This is a genomic window from Paenibacillus sp. S-12, assembly GCF_030363895.1.
Taxonomy (GTDB): domain Bacteria; phylum Bacillota; class Bacilli; order Paenibacillales; family Paenibacillaceae; genus Paenibacillus_B; species Paenibacillus_B alvei.
On record NZ_JASIUF010000018.1, the window covers coordinates 172,001 to 198,503 of the forward strand.

Annotated in this window: 23 protein-coding genes and 2 other annotated features; of the genes, 7 read left to right on the top strand and 16 right to left on the bottom strand. The window is 48.2% G+C overall.

Going from position 1 to position 26,503, the window contains the following annotated elements:
- Positions 1 to 72: 72 nt before the first annotated feature.
- Positions 73 to 2,043: an ABC-F family ATP-binding cassette domain-containing protein gene (locus NO352_RS18190; protein ID WP_005542544.1), complete on the top strand. Its 1,971-nt coding sequence runs from the start codon at positions 73 to 75 to the stop codon at positions 2,041 to 2,043.
- A gap of 97 nt (positions 2,044 to 2,140) precedes the next feature.
- Here NO352_RS18190 and NO352_RS18195 read toward each other — a convergent pair whose 3' ends face one another.
- From NO352_RS18195 to NO352_RS18225, 7 genes are all read right to left on the bottom strand, one after another.
- On the bottom strand, positions 2,141 to 2,617 hold the full coding sequence (locus tag NO352_RS18195) for a YbaK/EbsC family protein (protein ID WP_289356374.1): 477 nt from the start codon (positions 2,615 to 2,617) through the stop codon (positions 2,141 to 2,143).
- A 477-nt stretch (positions 2,618 to 3,094) separates the two neighbouring features.
- On the bottom strand, positions 3,095 to 4,669 hold the full coding sequence (locus NO352_RS18200) for a 2-isopropylmalate synthase (protein ID WP_289356375.1): 1,575 nt from the start codon (positions 4,667 to 4,669) through the stop codon (positions 3,095 to 3,097).
- Between the two features lie 132 nt (positions 4,670 to 4,801).
- Positions 4,802 to 5,094 (bottom strand) — a binding site (T-box leader).
- Positions 5,095 to 5,162: 68 nt separating this feature from the next.
- Positions 5,163 to 5,448: a binding site (T-box leader), on the bottom strand.
- A gap of 110 nt (positions 5,449 to 5,558) precedes the next feature.
- Positions 5,559 to 6,560 carry a tRNA (adenosine(37)-N6)-threonylcarbamoyltransferase complex transferase subunit TsaD gene (gene tsaD / locus NO352_RS18205; protein WP_289356468.1) on the bottom strand — a complete coding sequence of 334 codons (1,002 nt, stop codon included), beginning with the start codon at positions 6,558 to 6,560 and terminating at the stop codon, positions 5,559 to 5,561.
- Positions 6,561 to 6,626: 66 nt separating this feature from the next.
- Positions 6,627 to 7,118, bottom strand: coding sequence for a ribosomal protein S18-alanine N-acetyltransferase (rimI, locus tag NO352_RS18210; RefSeq protein WP_040735036.1), 492 nt, complete (start codon positions 7,116 to 7,118; stop codon positions 6,627 to 6,629).
- A 96-nt stretch (positions 7,119 to 7,214) separates the two neighbouring features.
- Complete coding sequence (gene tsaB / locus NO352_RS18215) at positions 7,215 to 8,102, bottom strand: tRNA (adenosine(37)-N6)-threonylcarbamoyltransferase complex dimerization subunit type 1 TsaB (RefSeq protein WP_289356376.1); 888 nt, start codon at positions 8,100 to 8,102, stop codon at positions 7,215 to 7,217.
- Positions 8,103 to 8,105: 3 nt separating this feature from the next.
- Positions 8,106 to 8,585 (bottom strand): tRNA (adenosine(37)-N6)-threonylcarbamoyltransferase complex ATPase subunit type 1 TsaE, encoded by a 480-nt coding sequence (gene tsaE, locus NO352_RS18220; protein ID WP_005542556.1) that lies wholly within the window; start codon positions 8,583 to 8,585, stop codon positions 8,106 to 8,108.
- A gap of 237 nt (positions 8,586 to 8,822) precedes the next feature.
- Positions 8,823 to 9,014, bottom strand: a complete 192-nt coding sequence (locus tag NO352_RS18225; RefSeq protein ID WP_040735038.1) for an H-type small acid-soluble spore protein — start codon at positions 9,012 to 9,014, stop codon at positions 8,823 to 8,825.
- Between the two features lie 214 nt (positions 9,015 to 9,228).
- On the opposite strand from NO352_RS18225, the gene ku reads away from it, so the two are divergent.
- The 3 genes from ku to ligD all read left to right on the top strand — a co-directional run bounded on the left by ku (position 9,229) and on the right by ligD (position 12,369).
- The gene (gene ku, locus NO352_RS18230; protein ID WP_005542560.1) at positions 9,229 to 10,299 is read left to right on the top strand and encodes a non-homologous end joining protein Ku; all 1,071 of its coding nucleotides are present in this window, start codon (positions 9,229 to 9,231) and stop codon (positions 10,297 to 10,299) included.
- On the top strand, positions 10,299 to 11,264 hold the full coding sequence (locus NO352_RS18235) for an ATP-dependent DNA ligase (RefSeq protein ID WP_005542562.1): 966 nt from the start codon (positions 10,299 to 10,301) through the stop codon (positions 11,262 to 11,264). Before ku ends, NO352_RS18235 begins: the two co-directional genes overlap by 1 nt.
- Before the next feature lie 163 nt (positions 11,265 to 11,427).
- Positions 11,428 to 12,369: a non-homologous end-joining DNA ligase gene (ligD, locus tag NO352_RS18240; protein ID WP_005542564.1), complete on the top strand. Its 942-nt coding sequence runs from the start codon at positions 11,428 to 11,430 to the stop codon at positions 12,367 to 12,369.
- On the opposite strand, the gene cls is transcribed toward ligD, so the two are convergent.
- A complete protein-coding gene (gene cls / locus NO352_RS18245; RefSeq protein WP_005542566.1) occupies positions 12,352 to 13,779 on the bottom strand; it encodes a cardiolipin synthase in 1,428 nt (475 codons plus the stop codon). The two genes, ligD and cls, sit on opposite strands and share 18 nt — an antisense overlap.
- A gap of 184 nt (positions 13,780 to 13,963) precedes the next feature.
- On the opposite strand from cls, the gene NO352_RS18250 reads away from it, so the two are divergent.
- The 3 genes from NO352_RS18250 (at position 13,964) to NO352_RS18260 (ending at position 17,922) form a co-directional block, all read left to right on the top strand.
- Positions 13,964 to 16,168 (top strand): penicillin-binding transpeptidase domain-containing protein, encoded by a 2,205-nt coding sequence (locus NO352_RS18250; protein WP_289356377.1) that lies wholly within the window; start codon positions 13,964 to 13,966, stop codon positions 16,166 to 16,168.
- Positions 16,169 to 16,321: 153 nt separating this feature from the next.
- The gene (locus NO352_RS18255) at positions 16,322 to 17,440 is read left to right on the top strand and encodes a M23 family metallopeptidase (protein WP_289356378.1); all 1,119 of its coding nucleotides are present in this window, start codon (positions 16,322 to 16,324) and stop codon (positions 17,438 to 17,440) included.
- A gap of 38 nt (positions 17,441 to 17,478) precedes the next feature.
- Positions 17,479 to 17,922 (top strand): bactofilin family protein, encoded by a 444-nt coding sequence (locus NO352_RS18260; RefSeq protein ID WP_005542573.1) that lies wholly within the window; start codon positions 17,479 to 17,481, stop codon positions 17,920 to 17,922.
- Positions 17,923 to 18,112: 190 nt separating this feature from the next.
- On the opposite strand, the gene NO352_RS18265 is transcribed toward NO352_RS18260, so the two are convergent.
- The 8 genes from NO352_RS18265 to NO352_RS18300 form a co-directional block, all read right to left on the bottom strand.
- Positions 18,113 to 19,108 carry an LCP family glycopolymer transferase gene (locus tag NO352_RS18265; protein ID WP_268622051.1) on the bottom strand — a complete coding sequence of 332 codons (996 nt, stop codon included), beginning with the start codon at positions 19,106 to 19,108 and terminating at the stop codon, positions 18,113 to 18,115.
- A 70-nt stretch (positions 19,109 to 19,178) separates the two neighbouring features.
- The gene (rfbD, locus tag NO352_RS18270; RefSeq protein ID WP_005542576.1) at positions 19,179 to 20,048 is read right to left on the bottom strand and encodes a dTDP-4-dehydrorhamnose reductase; all 870 of its coding nucleotides are present in this window, start codon (positions 20,046 to 20,048) and stop codon (positions 19,179 to 19,181) included.
- Positions 20,045 to 20,635 (bottom strand): dTDP-4-dehydrorhamnose 3,5-epimerase, encoded by a 591-nt coding sequence (rfbC, locus tag NO352_RS18275; RefSeq protein WP_040734809.1) that lies wholly within the window; start codon positions 20,633 to 20,635, stop codon positions 20,045 to 20,047. Before rfbC ends, rfbD begins: the two co-directional genes overlap by 4 nt.
- 105 nt (positions 20,636 to 20,740) lie before the next feature.
- Positions 20,741 to 22,603 (bottom strand): glycosyl hydrolase family 28-related protein, encoded by a 1,863-nt coding sequence (locus tag NO352_RS18280; RefSeq protein WP_289356381.1) that lies wholly within the window; start codon positions 22,601 to 22,603, stop codon positions 20,741 to 20,743.
- A gap of 119 nt (positions 22,604 to 22,722) precedes the next feature.
- Positions 22,723 to 23,823: a lipid II:glycine glycyltransferase FemX gene (locus tag NO352_RS18285; RefSeq protein ID WP_005542582.1), complete on the bottom strand. Its 1,101-nt coding sequence runs from the start codon at positions 23,821 to 23,823 to the stop codon at positions 22,723 to 22,725.
- Positions 23,824 to 23,895: 72 nt separating this feature from the next.
- Positions 23,896 to 24,675: a formyl transferase gene (locus tag NO352_RS18290; protein ID WP_005542584.1), complete on the bottom strand. Its 780-nt coding sequence runs from the start codon at positions 24,673 to 24,675 to the stop codon at positions 23,896 to 23,898.
- A gap of 21 nt (positions 24,676 to 24,696) precedes the next feature.
- Positions 24,697 to 25,299 carry a sugar transferase gene (locus tag NO352_RS18295; protein WP_005542585.1) on the bottom strand — a complete coding sequence of 201 codons (603 nt, stop codon included), beginning with the start codon at positions 25,297 to 25,299 and terminating at the stop codon, positions 24,697 to 24,699.
- Between the two features lie 41 nt (positions 25,300 to 25,340).
- Complete coding sequence (locus tag NO352_RS18300) at positions 25,341 to 26,501, bottom strand: DegT/DnrJ/EryC1/StrS family aminotransferase (RefSeq protein WP_289356383.1); 1,161 nt, start codon at positions 26,499 to 26,501, stop codon at positions 25,341 to 25,343.
- Between the last annotated feature and the right edge of the window lie 2 nt (positions 26,502 to 26,503).

Consider the following 26,503-nt stretch of genomic DNA (forward strand, 5'->3'; position numbering starts at 1 on the left):
GGATGCCACATTCTTCATTGATTGAACTACCTCTTTAGACATGTTAGTTTGCCCAAAACGGAGGAGATACCGATGCTGCTTCAAGCGAACGGCATATGTAAAAGTTACGGGATTACCCCCGTGTTATCGAACATTACATTCCAAATTTTAGAACGCGAGCGGATAGGCTTGGTTGGAGTAAATGGTGCCGGCAAGTCCACGCTTCTACAACTGATTGCTGGAGAATTGACACCCGACGACGGCATCATATACAAATCGAAGGAGACTCGCATCGGCTATCTTGCCCAACATACCGGTCTCCATTCGGAACGATCGATTTGGGAAGAAATGATGTCCGTATTCGCTCACCTTACCGGGGCTGAGCAGGAACTGCGGGAGTTGGAGCATCTAATCGCAGATCCAGCGATAGCCGAGGATGAATCTCGATATGAAGAAACCTTGCGTCGTTATGCGGAACGGCAAGACTGGTTCCGTCAGCATGGCGGCTATGAAATGGAAACGCGTGTACGCAGTGTGCTACATGGAATGGGATTCGGCCAAATGGATCCTCACGCCGTCCACGTTCATACTTTAAGCGGCGGACAGAAGACCAGACTTGCACTTGCTCGTATCCTGCTCCAGCAGCCTGATTTGCTTCTGTTGGACGAGCCAACGAACCATTTGGATATTCACACCCTTACATGGCTCGAGGCTTATCTGCGTTCCTATCCTGGCGCTGTCCTTGTTGTATCTCATGACCGCTACTTCCTGGACGCGATGGTAACAACGATAATCGAGATCGAACGCCATCAGGCAAAGCGTTATACAGGTAATTATACGAAGTATATTGAGTTGAAGGCATCTGAGTATGAGCAACAAATAAAGCTATACGAAAAGCAGCAGGTTGAAATCGCCAAGCTCGAGGACTTTGTTCAACGCAATATCGTTCGCGCCTCCACAACAAAGCGCGCTCAAAGCCGCCGCAAAACACTTGAGAAGATGGAACGGATCGATAAGCCGCTAGGTGATTTGAAGCGTGCAAGCTTTAGCTTCGAGATCGTGCGACAGAGCGGCAAAGATGTACTTAAAGTGGATGGAGCTGCCGCATCCTATGGAAATAACCCGCCATTATTCCGTAATGTCGGCTTCGAATTGAAGCGCGGGGAAATGGTTGCACTTATAGGACCTAACGGAATTGGCAAGTCCACACTGCTGAAAGCTTTGACCGGCAAACATGATCTTTTAGCAGGACAAATCAACTGGGGTACAAATGTTTCAATTGGTTACTATGATCAGGAACAGACGAATTTGAACCCGAATATGACAGTGCTAGAAGAAGTATGGTCTGCTTATCCGCATATGGAGGAAGTTCGCATTCGAACGGTTCTCGGAAGCTTCTTATTTAGCGGAGATGATGTACAGAAGAAAGTCGCATCTCTAAGCGGAGGAGAAAAGGCTAGAGTTGCACTTGCCAAGCTAATGCTCCTGCAAGCAAATGTCCTTATTCTCGATGAGCCGACCAACCACTTGGATTTATTCAGCAAAGAGGTTCTCGAATCTGCACTCATTGACTATGAAGGGACGCTGCTCTTCATATCCCATGATCGCTATTTCTTGAACAAAATGGCTGAGCGGATCGTCGAAATGAGTGCAGAAGGAACGTGTCATTTCCTAGGAAATTATGACGACTATGTAGAGAAGAAGCAACAGTTGGAAGAAGATAAAGAACTGCTCTCCTCAAAATCTGTACAGCCAAGCAGACCTGCCTCATTCCAAAGCGGCACTGTAGATAGCAAGCTAGAAACAGCTCCTACGGGATCAGCCGCTTATGAAGCAGACAAGCAGTCGAAGCGTGAAGAACGTGCGCGCCAACGGAAGTTGGAGCAAATCGAGAAGCAAATTGCAGAGTTGGAAGCAGAGATAGCTGCCCGTGAACTGGAGCTAACTGAGCCCGATGTATTTAATGATTACGTACGTGTCCAGTCCATTCAGGAGCAGTTAGATGCAACCAAGGCGGCTCTTGATGAAGTATACGCGGAATGGGAGCTTCTTATGGAAGCATGAGCCCATGACCGTCATACAGCAGGATGGAGGGGTTCCCAACCGGGAATCCCTTTTTTTCATCCATCACCAAAAGGCCCGTACAACGTAGTTATACGAATTAGGTGATCCGAGCTACCTTCCCATTTGTCATTTCCACTAGCTCCGCGGGTGTTAACTGGAACACAGCTTGGGGATGGCCTGCCGCGGCCCATATCACCTCAACTTGCATTAAATCCTCATCAATTATTGTAACAATGGGATCCTTATGAGTAATTGGCGGCACACCTCCAATAATAAATCCTGTATGTTCTCGGACGAAATCCGCATCAGCTTTGCCAAGCTTTTCGTTTAGCAAATGGCCGATCCTCTTTTCATTTACGCGATTTACTCCGCTTGCCACGACGAGCAAGGGAAGATTTGCTTCTTTTCTCCGAAAAATTATCGACTTTGCAATCTGTGATAATTCGCAACCGATTGTATTCGCGGCTTCTTCTGCAGTTCGTGTACTGTCAGGCAGCTCTATAACCAGATTAGGCAGCCCCATTGCAGAAAGCTTGTCCTGTACGGATTGCGCACTCCCTTTGAGCTTACTCATACCGATCCCTCCTACAGCAAAAAAACAATTCGTCCAATTTCTCTACTCATATTTATAAAACGAATAGGTTCGGCGATGAGTACCTCCTCAGCACCGAACCACGAATAACAACAGACATATTTTTCCTCTGTCCATTATTAGCATTTTCGTACAGGTTCATCTAGCTCAATATTATTTTCATGAGTATATAAATCAGCATCAGCATTCGTTATTAAACCACAGTTTATACACAACAATATTTTTATGAAACAACAATCACTTTTTCATATTCTGCTCAATTTTCGTTGGTATATCAATGTTTTTATTTTGTAAACCAACATTATCCACTGTTTTATCCACATTATCCACAATTCCAGTGTATTCCATCAGGGAAGTTATCCTTTTTTTCACCAAAATTAGATCCTTAGTCCTGTAAGGAAGAAAACGTTTTATCCACATTTTCAACGGAATATGTGGATAACTTTGTCCACACTCAGATTACGAAACCCCAACAGCCCCCACCTTAACAGCAGAATTTTGCTCGTAGAGCTGACCTCGAACAGCTTGGTTGCACGCAGCCACATAGGCCTGAGCCGCTGCCATTACGATATCTTGATGCATCGCACTTCCCTGATAGCGAAAATCGTTGCAAGATACCGTCACGATTGCCTCACCAGCAGCATTTTCCCCTGAAGACAAAGAATGAAGCTCCAAGTCCTCAAATTCAATAAGCTCGGAGAAGGACTGTGCAATTGCACGTATTACCGCTTCAATAGGTCCGCTTCCGACACCAGCATAAGTGCGTTCCAATCCAGTCTCCTGCTCCTTGATGACAACAGATGCTACACGGCTGCGCGAGCTTCCTGCAATAACTTGAACATCAAGCAGTTCAACAGCCTCAAGCTGTTCATTCAACGTTTCTCCGATACAGTGCAGCAGTTGTTCATCGGTTACAACCTTTTGCTGATCCGCCATCCGCTTAAAGCTGGCATATACATCATCTAATTGACTTGCATCAAGTGTGACTCCGTATTGAGCAGCTTTATGCTTAAGTGCATGGCGCCCTGAATGCTTACCGAGAATTATCATATGATGCGGAATTCCCAGTTGAACGGGATCCATGATCTCGTAAGTGCTGCGGTTCTTAAGCAAACCATCCTGATGGATGCCGGACTCATGCTGGAAGGCATTGCGGCCCACAATTGGCTTATTGAAGGCAATTGGGAAATGCATCATCCGGCTGACCATACGGGACGTCTCGTACAAATGCTCTGGTCGAATTTGTGTGCCCACTCGCAGCGCATCATTTCGCGTATTCAGCGCCATTACAAGCTCTTCCAGCGCGCAATTTCCAGTTCGCTCTCCAACCCCGTTAACCGTCACCTCGATTTGGGTTGCTCCAGCTTGTATAGCGGCAATACTATTCGCAACCGCCAGACCAAGGTCATTGTGGCAATGGGCGCTGAATTGAACCCCGTCTGCTCCACGCGCCCCCTGTCTTACTTTGCGGAACAATGCTCCATACTCCTCGGGCAGCGCATAGCCGACCGTATCCGGCAAATTAATAATCGTAGCCCCTTCCTCAATAGCTGTTTCTACTAGCTCAATTACATAATCGGAATCGGCACGTGTCGCATCCATAGCCGTGAATTCTACCCGATCTACAAATTGCTTGGTATAGGCCACCATTTCCCGGGCCATTTGCTTCACTTCTGCACGGGACTTGCGCAGTTGATACTGTAAATGAATATCTGAAGCAGAAAGGAAGAGATGGATGCGTCTCTTCGCCGCATCTTCTGTTGCATGAACAGCAGCATCGATATCCCCCTCGACTGCACGTGCAAATCCACAGATTTCAACCTCAGGGAACATTCTAGAAATACGTTGCACTGCCTCAAATTCACCTGGACTGGAGATGGGAAATCCAGGTTCTATGACATCCACTCCCAATGCAGCCAGTCGTCCTGCAAGCTCAAGCTTCTGCTCCAACGTTAAGGCTGCACCCGGCGCCTGTTCTCCATCCCGCAGGGTAGTATCAAAAATTCGGATCATCTTCTCGTTGTTCATGGACATAGATAATTCCTCCTTATTTTGTTGAAGCTTTGAAATCAGTTTTCTGAGCGTATATTTCTTTTCTCGACCTGTGCTGCAAAGAACAAGCCTGAAACGGCTTTTAGAACACGAAAAAACCTGCCATCTCCGTTACTTGGAGACGACAGGTTATATGCCGCGGTACCACTCCGATTGAAGGACATAAGTGCATGAAGCGATTAATCGCCTGCCTTATGAAGCCCTTCCTCTCAAATCCTAATAACGGCAGGCACCGTAACAGCCTATCGATACATGAAATGAAGACGTTCTATAGCCCTTCATGCCATCATGTTCGTTCAGCTGTTCCACTCCCAGGCGAGTTCAGACCTTACCGCCACTGCGTCGCATCTCCCCGCAGCTTGCTGTGAGACCGTTCGAGTCCTACTACTCCTGTTCGTCGTGTGTAAATCATTAATATCTTGTTGTAGCATTCTTTATTCATTATCACTGTGAAAATAAAAAAACCTGCCGTCTCATTAGAGACGACAGGTGATCTGCCGTGGTACCACTCTAGTTGATGAACTCCATCCTCGCGAAAGATGAAGCTTCATCCGCTTCATGCACATGACGATTCAGAATCAGAACATAACGTCTCAATCCTATCGCCACGCACGCCCTATGACGGGGGCAGCCGTATCCGCGTACTCCATTCCGCCGATCCGCTCACAGGCGAGTTCAGGCTTGCTGCCGCCGCGTCGCACCATTCCCGCAGCTCTCTATAGGCCAGCATATTCCTTACTGCTCCTGATCTTAGCGTTTTACCGTATTTCCCATTCCATGGAAGGATTTAGGTTTGTTGACTATTATATTGCCCTCGCTTCAAATCGTCAATACCTAAATTATCTTCACACATGGATACGGGACATCCCCTTTACACAGACCATGCTTCTAATGAGAACGATGGCTCTGCCTTAAAATCAAGCGGCGTCGATTGACCATTCTTCCACTTCAAATATGCAGCAGCTCCAATCATTGCCGCATTGTCCGTACAATATTCGAAAGGCGGGATCAGCAATGGAATCCCTTCATCAGCGCAGCGCTCTGTCAATGCAGCCCGCAAGCCGCGATTGGCGGCCACCCCGCCGCACAGCAGAAGCTGCTTCGCACCGTATTGCTTTACGGCTCGCATGGCTTTTTCAATCAGTACATCGATGACAGATAGCTGGAACCCTCGAGCAATTCCAGCATAATTCGGTTGATCACCCTTCATCTTGGCCTGATTGACTGCATTCAATACCGCAGATTTCAACCCGCTGAAGCTGAAATCATATGATTCAGGATCCAGCCATGCACGCGGCATTTCCACCTCTTCCGTTGATTCGACAGCCAAGCGGTCGATATGCGGGCCTCCCGGGTAAGGGAACCCGACGGCCCGCGCTACCTTGTCATAAGCCTCGCCTACTGCATCATCTCTAGTACGTCCGATCACCTGGAACTTGCCCTCTTCCTGCAAAAGCACAAGTTCAGTATGACCACCGGATACAACGAGAGCCATACACGGGTATTCAAGCTCTTCTACCAGCCGATTCGCATAAATATGCCCCGCAATATGGTGAGTGCCAATAAGAGGAATATCCAGCGCCATCGACAGCGACTTAGCGGCAACAACGCCTACAAGCAGTGAACCGACTAAACCTGGACCTTGTGTTACAGCTATAGCGTCCACATCCTCCATGGTAATGCCTGCTTCCTGAACAGCCTGCTCCAGCATGACAGTTATCGTCTCGACATGCTTACGGGAAGCAATCTCGGGGACGACCCCACCGAAGCGGCGATGAACGTCAATTTGACTGGATACCATATTGGACAGCACTTCTCGACCATCGCGAACGATAGCAACCGACGTTTCGTCGCAACTCGTTTCGATAGACATAATCATGCAAGATTCTTTATTAGATTGTATCGTCAATGATTTCACCTGCTTTAATCAGTTAGCGCCTTAGTATTTTGCATAAGGCGCTGTAGGATCCAAGTCTGACCACATAATAAGAGCGTCTTCTTGGTTATCGGAATAATAGCCTTTGCGCACGCCTTGCGAAGTAAAGCCGAATTTAGCGTACAATCGCTGGGCGACATGGTTCGAGACGCGAACCTCAAGCGTCATACGCAGCATGCCAAGCGAATGCGCCAGTTGGACGAGCTCTTGAAGCAAACGCTCGCCAAGCCGCTGTCCGCGATAATCCGGATGCACTGCAATATTTGTAATATGTGCTTCATCTAATACCGTCCACATACCTGCGTAGCCAATGATGCGCTCGCCTGTGGTCATCACAATGTATTTGGCAAATAAATTATTCGTCATCTCATTACGAAAGGCATCCTGCGTCCATGGCAGCGTAAATGAAGCATGCTCAACAGCAAGCACACCTGAAATATCATCAAGCGTCATCCGGCGAAATTGAACATCTTGAGCTTGTTCTGGCTGAGTCATGTGAACATGACCAGACTCCTTCTGACCAGCGTGTTGTGTCGACGAGAAGGATCCTTCCTTCTGTTCCTCAGCTTGTCCCATTCGAAGTACGCTCCTTTACAATTGTTGTATAGCCTTGGCTGCCGCCTGCTCTTTCGCAAGCAGCTTCGCTTCCGCCTCCGTCAATTGCGTGTAGTTCGGCTCCAATCGGTGTGTATCACCGAATTGCCCTTGATGAAATGCCTCCAACCCGATTCGGCCAATCCAATGCGCCTTCATTGTGCAAGACAACGCCTGGATGCGATCTCCGAATTGTTGCTGCAGCGCAGCAATACGTTCCATATGAGGCTCAATTTCTCCAACAAACCATACGCGTTCGGGAATATCAGCCGTTTCGGCATTTTCTGATCCAAGTGCATGAGTTACCTCTTCTGCAACTTGGCTAAATAATCGAATGCCATCCTCATGCACGCGATAGCCGAGCTGCGCATCCTTCTTCGAAGCTTGTCCAAAAGCTCCTGCTCCTGGTTCTACTTCGACAGCGCCTGTCGTTGTTCCTGTTCCAAAACGAGCCGTATATACTTGCCCTCTCCGAGCATCTATTAACGGGTACACCCAGTCTTGACCGATATTCAATGTACTCCTCGAAGAAAAATGTTCACGTGCCGTCTCCAATCCGCTAAGCGCTAGCGCATGTAAGCTTGATACGCCTACAACAGGCTTGCCCCACGCCCAAGCGATCGTCTTAGCCGCTGTAACGGAAATCCGCACCCCTGTATAAGAACCTGGACCGATCCCAACAGCAAGTAGAGACACATCGCAATTGTTCCAGCCTCGCTCTTGCAGCATGGATTGGATTGCCGGCACCAGTTTCAAAGAGTGATTTCGCTCCGCTTGAGACTCCATGTGAGCTGCTGTTTGTTGACCATGAAGAAGCGCTAGAGCCATAGATGAAGTAGATGTGTCTAACGCTAACACCTTGTCCTGCTCATGTTGTACTGCCATGATTTATACTCCCATCCGTTTCAATTCATTCACCCATGATACATACGGTTCACCGTACGCGGTCAATCGAATGATACGCTCTTGCTCCCCTTCTGACTGAATGAACAAGTGCAAATGCTGCGGCGGTAAAATCGGGGTAATTATGCTTGACCATTCCACCAATGATACACCCTCGCCATAGAAATATTCATCTAGGCCAAGCTCATCTGCCTCCGCCATTGATATCCGATACACATCCATATGATATAGAGGCAATTTTCCGCCTTCGTATTCCTTAATAATTGTAAAGGTCGGGCTGTTGACGACTTCCGTAATGCCCAGTGCCTTCGCTACAGCCTGTGAGAACCTCGTCTTGCCTGCACCCAAGTCCCCATCAAGTGCGATAACAGTCCCCGCAGTGAACCGTTCAGCCAGCCGGGAAGCAAGCCGTTCCGTATCTGCTTCACTGCTTGAACGGAAGGCGAATTCCGCAATTTGATTCATATAGAGCCTCCATCACGATACATGTAGTAACTAAGTTATCATTATATCATAAATTTCTTATCTCCAACCGCGAACCGCCTTTTGGCAGCCTATGCGATTATCGTGCACGCTCATTGCAGTTGGATCGAAGGCATCAATCATTCACGCTGTTATGCTGTTATATAGAAAAAGACACCTGCTGCCGCAGGCGCCTCCATCATCCTCGAACGATTGTCCATTTATTGTATTCAAAGAACGCTAGTGTTTCTTTTCCTCAACTAAACGATCTACAGATACGGTTTGTGTATTCAAGGGATTCGTACCGACCTGCACCGTAGCCATACTGTTGGCCACATCCACGCTTTCAATCCATACAGATTGCTCCCCATCCAAACGAACGGGCACTGTATCCTTCATCTCCAATATTTGCTTTGCACGGTTGGCATCCATCATCATGCTCCATCCTCCTTCACATTCCATGCCTCAGGCGGCACACTAGCCAAGCAGCTGCCTTCTGTTAAGATGGCTCAATTCTTCCTATTTCATGCATGACACACAATGGGTAACGCTTATGCATCTGTCACATACTGAGATCAGAAATTCATCATCCATATGTCATACCTACAATCGAACATCATGGAACACGATGCAAAGGAGGCAGAGCATGCATACGGTATGGAAAGGCGCCATAAGCTTCGGGCTTGTACACGTCCCGGTCAAAATGCATACAGCTACCGAGGATAAGGATATATCCATGCGGATGATTCATAAGGAATGCGGTAGTCCGTTATCCTACGTCCGAACGTGTCCGGTCTGCGACAAAGAAGTAGCCTGGGACGAAATCATCAAGGGATACGAGTATGAGAAAGGAAGATATGTGCTGTTCGACAAAGAGGAGTTGGAACAGCTTCAAGAAGAAGCCAATCGTGCGATATCCATTATTGATTTCGTGGACTTGCAGGAAATTGACCCTGTGTATTATCAAAAAACCTACTACCTCTCCCCTGATCAAGCAGGGGCGAATGCATACCAGCTCCTTAGAGAAGCGCTTAATGAGACGGGGAAAATCGGAATCGCCAAGGTGACCCTTCGGGCCAAAAGCAGTCTTGCAGCGATCCGAGTACTAAACAATTGCCTCGTTATGGAAACCATGTTCTATCCCGATGAAATTCGGTCTTCTTCCCAAGTTCCGAATGTCCCTGAGCAGGTAAAGGTTAATCCGAAGGAGCTCGAAATGGCCAAGCTCCTCATTAGCCAGCTTTCAACCGCTTTCGAGCCTGAAAAATATACCGATGAATATCGGGAGCGATTACTGGAGCGCATCGGGCAAAAAATTGCAGGAGAGGAAGTTCGCACCGCCCCAGCGGCCCAGCCTACAGCCAATGTCGTTGATTTAATGGCCGCCCTGCAGGCAAGCATTGACGCCATGAAATCTCCTGCACCGATCAGCACCGATACAGGTCATATCCAGACAGCTGCGGAAGAAGCGGCGCCCCGTAAGCGGAGAACAAAACGGAAGCCAGCCGCGGCTCCAGAAGAAACAGCAGTTCAATCCGGTGGACTTGCAGCAGCAGAAGAGACTGCAACTGTTGATGACGCTCCTCGCGGTAGACGCAAGGCACGCAGCACCGCAGCACGTGTTCCTACAAAGCAGGCAGCTAGCGGCGAGGGGACGGAGCCAACAACAAAGCGGCGCAAAAGTACAAAGAAGTCTGCTGACGGTGAGAAATCATAGTGAAGAAGCAGAGTTCGTACGATGTCACTGCAGAGTTTCGTTCTGAGGTCTATCGTCTACCCTCACCTCCTATGTCTCCACTGCTGTCATCCTATATTCCTACAGGAAGTGACTGGACGCATCAGCTTAAATGGGACGGTGTGCGCATTTTGGCATTTTGTTCAGCAGGCAAGGTGGAGCTTTACTCGAAGCGGCTGCTGAACAAAACGAGCATCTATCCGGAAATTACGGAGATGCTTACTCAATGGTCAATTAAGAATCAACTTTCCGTTCTATTGGATGGAGAAGTCGTTGTTCTGGATCCGAAGTCACTGCGTCCGTCCTTTCCGCTTGCGCTTCAGCGGGAACGAACAAGAACAGCGGGAAACGGCCAATTACTGCAAGCTATTTATGTTCTCTTTGATTTACTCGCGCTAAATGGCGAAAACATTCGAGCACTGCCCTACTCTGAACGTTATCAGTTGCTTGCCAATCTGCCTAAGCCTCCTGCAGAACGTTGTTTCGTAACCGATTGCTTCCATGATGGAGAGGCTTTATGGAAATGGATAAACGAGCATGAATGGGAGGGAGTAGTCAGCAAGCGACTGGCCTCTCCATATATAGAGGGAAAACAGCATCGGGATTGGACGAAAAGAAAAAAGGATATCCAGTTGGAAGCCCTGACTATCGGCTATATACGCAAAGATAATCGCCCCTCAAGTATCATTTTGGCAGATGCAAAGGGACAATATATGGGGAGAGCCTCAATTGGATTGGACGAGGTTCGCAGACAGCTTCTCGCAGCTTGGGCCAACAAGCATCCAGCCGTCCAGCCTATCGCACAAGGACTCCCTTCCACCCTATATAAGGAGCACATTATCTGGTACCACCATCCGATTCCCTGTCTCATCGGTGCGCTCGAATATACGGATACAGGCTTACTGCGCCACCCGCGCATTTTAACACTGCCATTGCTTGAATCCTGAGCATTGTTCAAACCACGGCAGATTGTTGTCTCAAATCATGTAAATCGATAAAAAAGCAATGTCCCCTGCTTTCGTGCCATTAAAAGGTGTTGCCTATTCGTAAATCGGTGAATGAAGCTAAGGGGAGCTTATCATTATCGCGATCATCAGGAGGCTGAACAAATTGGGAAAATCGAGGGGGAACACCGGTAGGGCACATACATCCTCTGCAACATTGGATATCGGCGGACATCAAGTTAACATCACGAATCCAGATAAAATACTGTTCCCTGAAATGGGAATAACGAAGGGGCGCTTTATGCAGGAACTCATTCGGCTAAGCCCTTATTTGCTCCCTGCTTGTTCAGGAAGGTTTTTGACTACAATTCGTTATCCGGACGGTGTAAACGGCAAGTTCTTTTATCAAAAAAATGCACCTGAACCGACTCCGCCCTTTGTTCGCACTGCTCTATCCGAGGGCATTTCCTATGTAGTGCTGAATGATATTGCCACACTGCTCTGGCTGGGAAATCTCGCTTGCATCGAATATCATCCCTCCTTGCACAAGGTAGATGATCCGTTGCCATCGGAATGGATTATTGATCTCGATCCTTCCGTTGAGGAAGAGCCCCGCATTATGGAGGCTGCTGTGCTTGTAGGCGAAATGCTGGCGCAGCTAGGACTTCGCTCTGTACCCAAGACTTCCGGCGCAACTGGGGTGCAAATTGTGATTCCAATTGAACACGGACCAACCTTCACCCAATTGAAAGAGCTTGGACATGTGGTAGCTGCTTATTTATGCGAACGGAATCCAGGACTATTCACAATTGAGCGGTTCAAAAAACATCGCGGCACCAACATCTATATTGATTACATGCAGCACGACAAGGGACGGACAATCGCAGCGCCATACACCCCGCGCGCAACACGGTACGCCTCAGTTTCCATGCCGCTGACATGGGAGGAGGTAAGGCTCGATCCGAAGCCGCGCGATTTCCACTTGCTAAATGCCGTTGATCGCCTGAACACAACAGGCGATCTTATTCAGCTTGAGCCCAAACAACGCATTGAACCCGTCCTTGCTGCCCTATCGAATCAAATTGCTGCTCTACAAAAGCGGAGATAGCAGCCGGGCCAATGCCTCGGCTGCCCGCTGCCCGCGAGATCGATGGACAAATTTGGAATAATCAATTTCAACGCTATCGTCAAAGTCACGGTAAAAATCCTGTTCCAAGCGATCAATTGCCTGCTTGTCGAACAGTACCGCATTTAACTCAAAGTTACTAAAGAAACTGCGCATATCCAGATTAGCGGTTCCAACCGAAGCTAATGCTCTATCCATAATGAATGCCTTCGCATGGGCAAAGCCTTTCTGATATTGATAGAACCGAACCCCAGATTGCATAAGCTCCTCCACGTAGGATAATGAACCCCAATCAACGATGCGGGAATCCGATTTTCCAGGAATAATAATGCGTACATCGATGCCGCTCACTGCTGCGGTCTTGAGCGCAAGTCGTATGCTTGTATCAGGGATAAAATAAGGGGTAATGATCCATATCCGTTCCCTTGCAGAGCTTACTGCCCCGAAGAACAACTCTTGAATCGCATCCCAGCTTGCATCTGGCCCGCTCGAAATCATTTTCACCTGCTCACGGCCTTGGCAGACATGCTCTGGAAACAGATCCTTCCGATCAGAAGGAGGCTCCTTTACAAAGGACCAATCGTGCAAAAATACGGCCTGCAGCGCATAGACTCCGTCCCCTTCCACACACAAATGCGTATCTCGCCAAAATCCCAGCTTGTGGTTCAGTCCCAAGTAATCGTCACCGATATTAATTCCGCCAACGAAACCAATCGCCCCGTCAATCACGACAATTTTACGATGATTCCGATAATTGAGCCTGCGCCGGAAAAAGGATACCCATACAGGAAGGAACCAATGGAATTCTACGCCTGCTTGCTGAAGCTTGCGAACATATTTGCGGCGCAGCTCGATGCTCCCCACCCCGTCCGCAATGATGCGAACCTTGACGCCTTCTTTCGCCTTGGCAATGAGTGCCTCTTGGAACTTCGTGCCGATGGCGTCATCCCGTATAATATAAAATTCCATATGTATATGACGCTTTGCCCCACGAATTGCTGCCAGCATAGACTCGAAAGCAGCCTGTCCATTCGTTAGCACCTCCGCCGTATTGCAGCCTGTTATCGGACTTGCCGACAGGGATGATATTAGTGAAAACAAGCGCTCATGCTGAAGCATTTCGGGATTGTTCAATTCTTGAACATGATGGATCACGCTAATCTCAGGCAGTTCGCTTCTATTGACGTATTCCCCCCACGTTTCATGCTTGCGCACACGTCTTCGAGCTGTATATTCCTGTGCAAGGAAGTAATACATTACGAAGCCAATTAAAGGGAAACAAAACAGTATTAAGAGCCAGGCAAGCGCCTTAGACGGATGCTTGTATTCTGAGAGCACAATCGTCACAATTTGGAATAAATAAACAAGCAATATAACGACGATCCATATCATGAATGCGTGTAACCTCCATAATGTGACCTCTTCTATTTATATCATAATTCATTGCAATACCCATTGTTAGGTTGTTGACGTAGACTGCACCGCGCTTTTCCTCCGTTCACTCTTGTACAAACACCGCGCTCCATGTACAGTAAATATTACCACCCCAACACTAGCTACGGAGGATCATTCGATCATGAACCGCAGAATTCGATTGCGCGTGCTTGCACTAGGTATGATCATGGTATTTGTCTTTCTCGTCTTAATCATACGCACGTTCTGGATTCAAGTTATCAACTATGATTTCTATATGGAGCACAATGTAAAGACATGGGCACGCAGCGAAGTGCTTCTGGCCAAGCGAGGCACGATTTATGATCGGAATCACAAGCCGCTTGCCCTTGAAGCTTCTGCCTATAACTTAGTCGTATTTCCACAGGAAATCGAAAAATTGAAGCAGCAGGTTCGTGTAGCTGACGGACTGCATCAATTAATAGGAAAGCCTGTCCCGGAGCTTAATGATTTGATCAGTCGAACGAAGCAGCGTCAGGTCGAAGTACGTACGGAAGGCTGGCTCATGGACTATTCGAAGCTCGATGAATTTCGTAATCTTTTCGGGAAAGAGCTGGATTACGGCGATTGGCTTCATTTTCCTGATTATGGGATTGGATTATTGAAATCCTCTAAACGATACTACCCCTATAATCAACTCGCAGCCCATGTACTTGGTTATATTAATAAAGAAGGACAAGCTGTATCCGGCATAGAAGGCAAATTCGATAACCAGTTGCAAGGCGTTAACGGTCAGGCCGCATTTCTTAGAGATAATCGCGGCAACCCCATTGCACTGTCAAGCAGTTCAATTACCCCGCCTATTGACGGGCAATCGGTTACCCTTACGATCGATATTGAAATCCAGCGCTTCGTTGACGAGGCCATGAATCGCGTCATGAAGCAATGGCAGCCTGCTAGGGCAATGGCTGTCGTCATGGATCCGCACACGATGGAAGTGCTAGCTATGTCCTCAAAGCCCGATTTCAATCCGAATCGGTACTGGAATATACCCAATATTGGCGCGCTGACGAACAACACCTTGCATTTCGGATACGAGCCTGGTTCGACATTCAAAATCGTTACGCTAGCCGCAGCAATTGAAGAAGGTGTATTCCGGCCAGAGGATACGTTTGTCTCTGGCTTCATTAAGGTTCCCGGCAACATCATTCATGATGTAAAGCGCGATGGCTGGGGAACGATCAGCTATCAGCAGGGATTGGAGAAATCAAGTAACGTCGCCTTCGTCAAGCTCGGACTAGAGAAGCTCGGTAAGGAGAAGCTGTTCAACTATATCGACCGCTTCGGATTCACACGTCCAACAGGGATTGAGTTAAATGGAGAGGCAGCGCCGCTTATCCGTTTCGAACGTCCCTCCGAGGTGGCAACCGCGACATTCGGGCAAGGCGGTGTACGCGTAAATACAATTCAGCTCGCTGCTGCTTATGCAAGCATTGCAAATGGCGGGAAATGGTTGCAAACGCGTATTGTGAAGGAAGCCCCCACTTCTCCCGAAACTTCAGAGCACCAAGTCGTTACCCCTGCAACAGCGAAGGAAGTCACAGAACGCTTAGAGCAGGTTATTCTGAAAGGTACGGGCAAGCCAGCCATTATTGACGGTTATCGGGTAGCCGGCAAAACCGGTACTGCACAAAAACCAGCCAAACGCGGTTACAAAAAAGGGAATTGGCTGATTTCATTCGTTGGCTACGCGCCTGCCGATAATCCGAAGGCTGTTGTAGCCATTGTCGTAGATGAGCCGGATCTTGGAGGCGATTTCACATTAGGCGGTCAGGTAGCTATGCCAGCCTTCCGTTCTATCATGCTCAGTACGCTTCAATATATGGGAATTAAGCCCGATCCAAATTTGCTCGCTTCGAACGCAGGAGCTTCAAAAACTTCAGTAAAGAACAGCAGCAAAGTAGATGCGAAGAATACGGCTATCGTAGGCAATTATGTTTTGAAGCCAGTAAAAGAATCAGCAGAGGCAATAAAGGATAAGCGTCTGCAGCCCGTTATTCTTGGAAAAGGAACAAAGGTGCTTGAACAATTCCCTCAGCAAGGCGAAGAACGGTATGAACAGCAGCCTGTCTATTTGCTGACTAGCCAGGAGAAAGATATTCCTCTCCCTTCACTAACCGGACAGTCTCTGCGCGATGCGCTGACAATCTGCCAACTGCTTGATCGCAAAACCACCATTATTGGGGAAGGTTATGTTGCCAAGCAAGTAGAAAATACCGCTGGCGGACAACGTTCTGTCACACTCTATCTGCAGTCTGGAAGCTATCGCAATCAACAGCAAGGGTCTACTTCCTCTTTAAATTCGGCTTCAAACGAAGGAAGAGAATGAGTGCCACACCCCCGAAAAAAGGTATGTTTTGAGGAATCATTGAATAGAGTTCAATAGACAACTTTCTTACCAAACCTATGAATGGTGAACAATCCATGGGTTCCCATTTCGGGGTATGTGCTTTGAAGACGCAACTTAAGTCGAGGTGATAGGATGAAACGGCATTGGTGGAATGGATCGATGACACTGCTTGTCATTCGTGATGCAGATCAGGCAGTGAAGCAGGTCAATGTATCGAAGATGCTTGTTGTCTCCGTCCCGATTGCAGCAATCATGTCGATAACTGGACTCTTTATGGCTATGCAATGGAAATCTACTGCACAAATTCAAGAGCTTCAGGGGCAAGTAACGACGCAGACTATGGCCTTGGATGTCACGGTTAAGGATAAGGATGAGGCCATTCGTCTTCTGAAAAATGAAGTCATTCGCTTGTCCACTCAAGCCGAATCCGTCAAAGATCAGCTTGAACAAATGAGTGCCCTGGAGAAGCAACTGCAGCAGTTCGTTGAAGGCTATATTGCACCTCCTGGCGAACAGAGGAACTCGGCCATGTTGTCCGTCCCTGCCCAGGCTCCTGCGTGGAATGAACGCAATCAGGTTGGCGGCGAAGACATCGAAGCCAACACCGATCAGATTTTACAACTGGCGAACCGTTCGCGCATCGACTTGCAGCAGATTAGTGAAATGCTGAATACGATGCAGCGCTCTGTTCCGACTACCCTCATGCAAGCGAAGAACAGGCAGACGACAATCGCGGGGACGCCGTCCATCTGGCCGACGAAGTCACGCCGCATTACTTCAAATTTCGGCTACCGCCAAGATCCTATACATGGCCGAGCCGCATTCCATGCGGGACTCGACATCGGCGGCGAGCTGGGCGACCCCGTCTATGCCGCAGCTGACGGCAAAGTCATCGAAGCTGGATTCCAGCCGGCACGCGGTAACTACATCATTATCCGCCATGTTAATCAACTGGACACCTGGTATATGCATCTGCAGTCTATTTTGGTTGATGTGAACGACACAGTGGCCAAAGGAGATGCGATTGCCAAGCTCGGGAATACCGGGCGGAGCACAGGGCCACATCTACATTTTCAAATCGTTCAGCGCGGTGAGCCAATCGATCCCTTCCCCTACGTACGCAACGCTCTGAATGAGAATGCAAATTCGAAAAAATTACTCCCCTCTCCACTTATTCGCACCCGACGTTCAACGGAACCATTAACGTCTCTCAGCACTCGTGCCGAAACATATCCGATGCATCAAACCTAGCTTCTCATTTTGATTTAAATCAAGGAGGTTATGCAAGCATGAGCATGCTCCGTCGCTCAACACAACCGAAGCACAGTGACACATTTATTGCGCATGGGACTCAATTGGAAGGTGTGATTCGCTGCGAGGCGAACATCCGAATCGACGGCAAGTTCACGGGAGAAGTAACCTGCAGCGGAACAATAACGATTGGAGAGCATGGAGAGGCGCACTCTACGCTTACCGCTAGTCACATTGTCGTTGCAGGCAGCGTAGTTGGCGATATCCACGCCAACGGTAAGTTGGTAATTGCCTCGACTGGGCAAGTATGCGGCAATTGTCTATCCGAAGTGTTATTAATCGAGGAAGGCGGGATGTTAAACGGAACAAGCCTTATGGAACGTTCTTCCGGAGGTGGTGCCAATAAGAAGGACAGTAAAGGAAGTCAACAGGAAGCGGCCAAAGTATCTGAACATAAAGAAGGCGAGAAGCAAGCGGGATAACCGCTTGCTTCTCTTCAATATATAGAGGAGAAGGAGTTAACGGAGGCAAAATCCAGCCCCTGAAGGGCCGGTTACTGATAGAGAACTAATGAATTCACCCATAGAAACAGGGGGATAAATGGAAGCTACACGCTGGAATCGATGTATGTTCAGTGTAGCATCTGCAGTATTGCCTTATGTAATCATATGCTCAACTCCCTAATTGATTGCGTAACGATTCAGCCAATTTCTTCAATTGAGCCTCCTTAGGGATAAAAAAGTAAATTCCGTTTATCATCCTGCCTTCCCCCTGCAGCACGTGCTGTTCAACTTGCTGCAATTGCGGCCTGTAATGCACCATCAACTCCTGCCAATCGTCAAATTGCAAATTCGTACGAAAATTATCCTTCAACTGTTCGAGCAAATCCATCCACCGGGAAGCCGATCCGAGTTGAGCGGATTTGCTAAGCAGCGCTTGCAGCACCTGCCGCTGCCGTTGCATACGGCCAAAATCGCCATTTGGATCCTGCTTGCGCATCCGAACATAGACCAGCGCTTCCTTCCCTTTCAATGTTACCTTCCCCTGTGGGATAGATATTCCATCTTCTATAAAAGGGTGACTGTTCTCCACTTCGATGCCGCCCAGCAAATCAATCATCGATGCAAAGCCGTTCATATTTGTCTTTACATAATAATGCACAGGCACCTTCATGAGCTGTTCCACCGTTGCCACTGTCATGGGCACCCCGCCAAATGCGTAAGCGTGATTGATTTTATCAACGGTATGATGGCCTACAATTTCCGTCCTTGTATCACGAGGAATACTAAGCAAAGACAGCGTCCCGCTGCGCGGCTGAACGAGAACGAGAGCCAGTGAGTCTGATCTTCCCTTGTCTCCTGGCCGCTCATCCGTACCAATCAGAAGCAGTGTAAAGGGGGGCTGTTCCGCTAAATTCGGCTGACGATGATCTGTCGGCGCCGTCACTGCCTGATTCTTCTTCTCTACAATAGGTGTGATGAAAGAGAAGGACTGCTGCTTCGGCAGGTTCCCTTCCATCTTGTTTGGAAGCGGCTCATACATGGCATCGGCCGCTCCCTTCAACATATGCCATATGATAAGAAGGAATGCTGCAGCAACTAAAATCAATATTCCAAGCAAGATAAGAACTACCTTGTGCCATCTTCGCAGCCGTTTATTTATCTGCATCAGCCTAGCCCCTTCCAACCATCTTTCCAGCTATATTCAATGTGTCCCCTTGGGCAATTCCATACTTTACTTACTGCTCAGGTTGGGTATCCTTCTGCAAAAAATGCCGTAACCCCTCATTCCAATGCCTAAGAGGAGAAAATCCATTCAGTCTCAATGCTAGCGGCTCCAGCACCGAATATTTTGGTCTGCGGGCAGGTCGCGGGAACTCGGAGGTTGGCACCGCACGTACGACAGCATTCAGCCCTGCCTCCTTAATAATCGCAGCGGCAAATTCATGCCATGAGCAGCTTCCACTGTTCGTAATGTGATAGGTTCCATATTTGCTAGTGAAGAGCAGTTCAACAATCTTCTCCGCCAAATCAAGCGCATATGTTGGCGCCCCCACCTGGTCATGGACAACTTGCAGCACCTGTTCCGTACTTGCCTTCCTTATAATCGCCTTGACAAAGTTGTCTCCGTAAATGCCGAATACCCAAGAGGTGCGTATAATAAAAGCGGCTGAATGGTGATTCCGTACGAATCGCTCGCCTTCCCACTTCGAACGCCCATATACATTGATTGGTCGAACAGGATGGAATTCGTTGTACGGGCTATCACTTTTTCCATCGAACACGTAGTCTGTACTGATATATACTAGTGCGGCCCCGATACGGCTGGCCGCTACAGCCACATTGCGCGTACCAAAGGCATTCACGCGATATGCCTGATCGGGATCGGACTCGGCCATATCCACCTTCGTATATGCACCGGCGTGAATAACATGAGTCGGGCGAACTGTTTCCATCACCTTCATCACTTGTTCTTCATCCGTTACATCCATGTCACCGTGTCCATAACCGACTGCTGGAATGCCTTGGCGATGCAGCACGATCAACATTTCCATCCCGAACTGTCCGCCCGCTCCTGTAACCAGCACCTTCATATCTTCCTTGTTCATTCGGCAGCACCACCTTTATCGCGAGCATGCAAGGCTGATAACCCGCTAGGGAGCTTAGCGTCGTTCAATAACGGATGCTTGCCATCCTTCTCAGACAAGATGGGCTCATTTACAGGCCAGGCAATATGGATTGCAGGATCATTCCATGCTATGCCTCGGTCGGATGCCGCATGATAAGGAGCGTCCACCTTGTACAGCACTTCGGTGTTCGGAACAAGGGTACAGAATCCGTGTGCGAAGCCTTGAGGTATAAGGAGCTGACGATGATTGGACGCACTTAAGATGACGCCAACCCACTGTCCGAAAGTTGGTGAGCCTTGGCGAATATCCACTGCGACATCATAGATAGCCCCCGCAACGACTCGCACCAGCTTCGTTTGCGCATACGGCTCCAATTGATAGTGCAAGCCGCGAAGTGTGCCCGCTCTTACGGACAAGGAGTGGTTATCCTGCACAAACGAATAATCTACGCCTAGCTGCCTCCACTTATCGGCATGGTAGCTTTCCATAAAGAAGCCTCGTTCGTCTTCAAACACTGTCGGTTCTATTAAAAGCACTTCAGATAAAGCTGTCTGACTGACTTTCATGAACACACCCCATTCCAGAGCAATAAGGAGCCACTGAAGCGGCTCCTTGCATATTATGGCGGGCCTGCGATCTGATCATGAAGAATGGAGCTGTGAACATTGGAATTAGAACGGCGTAGTCTGTATGATCGGTGTATTGCCCTGCGCGACCATCGTTTTGCCGCTAAGAAGAGGAGAGTTGGAAACAATCGAGTTATTTTGCCAATACAGCTGTGTTGCCGCATTGTCGTACGTTCCTGGACTGTATAACAGCAATCCGGTATACATTTTCGCCGGTATTCGATCATCTGAAATGGAATTGTTGCGTACATAGCAGGAAATGAAGGAACGATTGCCATACAATGCAATGCCAGAACTATAGCCAGAATTGCCATTATATAAGGAACCAGGATTCACAATTGTATTGCGCTCCACAATCACACCAGATTGAGGCCCGAGTATGCTCCATGATATGCCGTTCGCATAAGCGTTGCGAATAAAGTTATTTGCGATGAGGAGACCATCTACATTCGTCCCGCTTCCGTACAAGGCTAAGTCAATGCCCGCAGCATGCTGATTCGTTGTCATGTAACCGTTGCCGGGATTTACGAAATCAATTGTATTGCTTCGTATGACGATGTTACTCCATTTATATGTGCTCGGATTATAAAACTGAACGCCTGATGCCTGTTCATCCGGGACGTAGTTTCCTCCGCCTGCGGCGTGCACGCGGATATAGTTGTTCTCAATTGTTAAGTTCGAAATATTGCCGTTCACTGCCCATAAGCTCATGCCGAATATCGTATCCAGCATTTGATTGTTTGTAAGCAATGAATCTCGATTCTCTTCATTGGGATTCGTTTCTGTTGCATACAATATTCCCGTTCGATACTTCTTTATTACATTGCCCTTTACCGTCTTCGTAGTACCATGAACTTCGATCGCCGTGTTCGCCCCAGACCCAGTTGCTTCAAACTGGTTATTCGCAACCGTAGAATTGTCTCCGACAATATAAATCGCGGAAGTATCAAAGAACAGATTGGTATTCGCCCCCATCTGCAAGAAGGAACTATTCGTAACCGTTACATTGGATACCGCATTCAACATTAATGATTGGACAGCAAGGCTGTTTTTTATCGTGATAGAGTCAATTTTTACCATTTTCCCTGTTGTCATCTGAACTTCGATTCGTGCATCCGTCGCATAATCAGGAGTACCAGTTCGCGGATTGTTCGCACTATTCGAATCAATCGTGAGACTCGTTACGGAAATATTGCTGACCGGAGCCGTATATTCAAAAATACTCTTATACGTCCCGATTTGATTAGCAACCTTAACGATGCCTTTCCCGGACAAGGATACGTTTCCATTCAACCATACAAAATTCTTCTTGGGGGCCGTCATCGTTCCGAGGATGTAGTAACGTCCTTCCGAAAAGATCACGGTCCCTCCCTTTGACAACTGGCCGGCGAAATTAACTGCCGCTTGAATGGAAGGACGGTCGTCTGCAACAGCATCGCCTTTTGCCCCAAACCACTCTGGATATACATGTTTCACATTTTTAGCCTGGCCGACTGCGGTTCCTGTACCGCTGAATATTTGGTATAAGCCTGCTTTGAGCGAGCCATCTACGCGAAGAATAACTCCTGTGCTGGTCAGTATGCGGGCATTTTCACCAAATACAAGGGTTGTATTCTCACCGAAGCTTAAGCTGCTCTTCAACACATACGTGCCCGTCGGGAAGTAAATCGACCCTGTCAGCTTACTCGCATTAACTAATGCCTCTGTATCATCCTTTACTCCGTCACCGACTGCACCGAACTTCTTCACACTAACGCCTTGCGCCTTTGGTGTTTGCGGCGTTGGATTAGCAGCTGCCAATACACTCGTCGTCTGGGCGCTGCCCAGCACAAAGAATGACGAGAATACTAGCATGCATGCTATGAGCGCAAACCTCCACTTCCAAATGCGCGTTGATGTCCTCTGCATTGCACACCCCTTCTTCTAAGCATCTGGATTCTCTATTAATTTGAAATAGAGTTTATGCTTCCTCTATCGTATGCACGAGTAAGCCAAATGGAATTAGTTGATTAGCCTTTCACAAGTAGTTACCCAATGCTCCGTATGCTGTACGAAGGAAGCATGCTCTTCAGTGAAGGATGTCGGTATGCAGGAAAATAATCCTCGGGGACTGAACTGGGGAGCATGCGAAGTAATGCATCATAGATTTCGTGGTTTATAATTCTTCGACCAATATAAAAATCGGTACTGCTTCGCGCGTTAAAATTTTGCTTAAATCGAAACAGCCCGTCATTGCCCGTATAACCGCCGCCTAAATGAAGCTTCTTGCAGCCTTGGGCAGCCGCCCATGCAGCAGCTTCATGAATGAGCAGATTGACTGGCGAGTCCCGCAGCTTGTCGCGATCAGATCCCATGAGATGATAGTGGGCATAGTCTCCCTTGTATAAAAATAGACTCGACGCAACAACGCCCTCTTCATCGCGAACTTCCATCAAGGTATAGTTTCCTTGCAAATAACGTACGGTATTATAGAAAAAATCATCATTGAAATAATAGTAGGACAGGGCTTGCTTCTTATCCATTGTAGCCTTGTACAGACTTATGAATTTTTCCAGACCTTCCTCTCCTGCTGTTGTGACGGTAAATCCCTTTCTGAGCGCATGTCTGATGCGATTGCGATTTCCCTTCGTATAAGCTGCAATACGCTCCTCTTCCGGTTGTGTTAGATCCATGCATATCGTATTGCGAATCCACTGCGGGGATACGGATGTATAATCGTTCCACCCTTCCAGCAGCGGATGGAATCGAACGAATTCCGTAATAATATGCTGTTCTCGGCAGCATCTCTCGAACTCTTGATCAAAGGCTTGAAATAATCGTGCTCGCTTCTGGGGCTCTGTGGCATTGCATAGTGGACCTCCATAACCATAAGCTGTCGAAATATCGTAGAGTGGGTTATCCCATCCTTGCGCCTGCAGCCACGGCAATTCTGTAATGGTCCTCATGAGATACGGATAGCATATCATTCCATCATCGTCTTCATAGACGAATAGAATCGCCTTCCCATCGCCATTATATTCATAGATTCTCAGATAGTCCGCTAAATAATACACATCTGCACAAGGCATCTGACGTATGATTTGATTCCATTCGTCTGCTTGAGAGAGATCATAGCAACGTACATTCATGACCGTTCATTCCCTTCGTTATCATGCAATAAGCCGATTCAAAAATTCGAAGAAGCTACGCCATTTCCAAAATTAGTTGTCGCTCCCGCTCGCAACCTGCAAGGTGACATCGCCATATGGTGTTTTTATGTAGGCAGGGGTATGGCCTGGGAAATGGAAAGCACGAACCGTGTTCCATAGCTCATTCGGATTTGCCCCTTGCTTAATTTCTTTATAGTTCTGAATCTGATTCTTGTAATATGTCTTGACACTGATCCCCAGTTCCTTCGCTACTTCGGTCTGAGGACAAGAAGGAGCTGTCCCCTCCACAATTGAGGGCAGCCATTGCCTGATCAGCTCTAGACCCAATTCATTGGCTCGGCAAAACAAATCATATGCCGTATGGTGCGGCTCGATCGGAAACCTCCGCACATCAATAATGTTGCCAGAGTCAATGCCATCGTCCATCCAATGTAAGCTCGTACCGAACTGCTGCCGATTCTCTAGAATAGCCATGATGTTACACATAGCTCCGCGCATTTCGGGAAGGGGAGCTCCGTGTAAGTTCACGACGCCATATCGGAATCTTGCAATATGCTCGCTGCGCAGCAGCTCATGAAATCGAACACTAAGACCGATATCGGCTTCGAGACGCAGTATATCGTCCAATGTCAGCAGTGGAATGCCAAGTGTCGGCGCCACTTGCTGCATATCCTCGTCTCCGATGGCTGCGCGCCATGCGGACATCGGGGCACGGCTGCACACAACACCTATAATATGTACATCCTCCCTTGCCATCAGCCAGCGCAAGCATTGAACTGATACCCCAATGCTTCCAAAAATAATAAGCCTCTTTTTCAATCTATCTTCCAATGCGAATCCCCCTTTCAGCGACTATCCGCTTATTTTGCGTTCCACATCCAGATCCGGCTCTGCCGAGCTCGTGCAAACCGCGACATCCTTTCTCAACAGCACAATTCGGATTGTCTTCAACAGAATAATGATATCCAGCCAGATGCTCCAGTGCTCTACATACTGCACATCCAATTGGAACCTTTCTTGGAACGGCAAATAGTTTCGCCCAGACACCTGAGCAAGTCCTGTTATCCCTGGACGAACGAGAAATCTCTTTTTCTCCCAATCCGCGTAATACGGATTGTATTTCATAAGCAATGGACGGGGACCAATCAGGCTCATCTCCCCACGCAGCACATTACATAATTGCGGAAGCTCATCAAGACTTGTCTTGCGCAGCCACAATCCGAAAGGCGTCAATCGCTGAGCGTCTGGAAGCAGCTCTCCATTGCTGTCTCTAGCATCTGTCATCGTGCGGAACTTCCATAAATGAAAGGGCTGCATATTCAGCCCTGGCCGCTGCTGCTTAAATAGTACGGGCGAGCCCAGCTTCGTCTTTACCAACATAGCAACGATGAGCATGACAGGGCATAGTAAGGTAATAAGAATCAGTGAAGCCACAATATCCAGTAATCGCTTCATGAATATTTCTTCTCCTCTGTACGGTGCGAATGGTTTCTTCGCTAGGATTTGAGTTCAGCATAATTACCCTGCAGAATGTGAACGACAGCCTCAATTACACGCTGCTGATCAGCTTCAAGCAAGTCTGCTCCGGAAGGCAGACAAACCCCCTCTACGAATAGACGTTCGGACACAGATTCATCTTCTTGATGGGGATAATAGCGGCAATCCGCGAACAACGGCTGCAGATGGAGCGGCTTCCATACGACCCGTGATTCAATCTGTTGCTCAGATAATTGCTTCACGACATCAGCAGCTGTGATCCCTGTATTTGCATCAATGGTAAGCGCTGTTAGCCAATGCGTTGACCAACCCTTTGCATGCTCCGGCATCATTGAGATCCCTGCTGCGGAGTCAAATGCTTGCTGATAACGGTGATAAATCGCCCGCCGCTTCTGAATGAATTGCTGCAAGAACGGAACCTGAGATCGGCCCATAGCGGCGGCAAGGCTGCTCATCTGGTAGTTGTAGCCCATCTCACTATGCTGATAGTGGGGCGCACGATCCTTGGCTTGCGATGCATAGAATCTTGCCTTTTGCAGTGCCTCGATGTCATCTGATACGAGCATACCGCCGCCAGCTGTCGTAATCATTTTGTTGCAGTTGAATGACAAGGCGGCAAATTGGCCGAATGACCCGCTCGGAGCATTTAAATAAGTGGCTCCTAGCGATTCTGCCGCATCTTCAATGATGGGAACCCCATACTGTGAGCACAGCTTGACGATTGGTTCATAATCCGCACTCTGTCCATACAAGTTGACAACAATGACAGCTTTCGGCAGCCGCCCTTCAGCTTCTGCCTCTAGCAAGGCGCGCTCAAGCGCGATCGGAGACATATTCCACGTCGCAGGCTCTGAATCAATGAACACAGGGGTAGCCCCTAAGTATCTGATCGGATTCGCACTGGCTACGAACGTAAGCGACGAGCAGAACACCTCATCCCCAGGCGTAACTCCGATTAATCTTAGCGCGAGATGAATGGCTGCCGTGCCCGAATTCACAGCGACACCAGCTCGTGTCCCGGTAAGATGCGCAATTTCCTGCTCGAACAGGCGGACAGTTTCACTAAAGGGAAGGATACCTTGGCTGTGCATCATTTGGCCGATCCACTGCATTTCGTAACCGCTTAAAGAGGGGGAAGAAAGGTAAATAGGCATCCCCATAT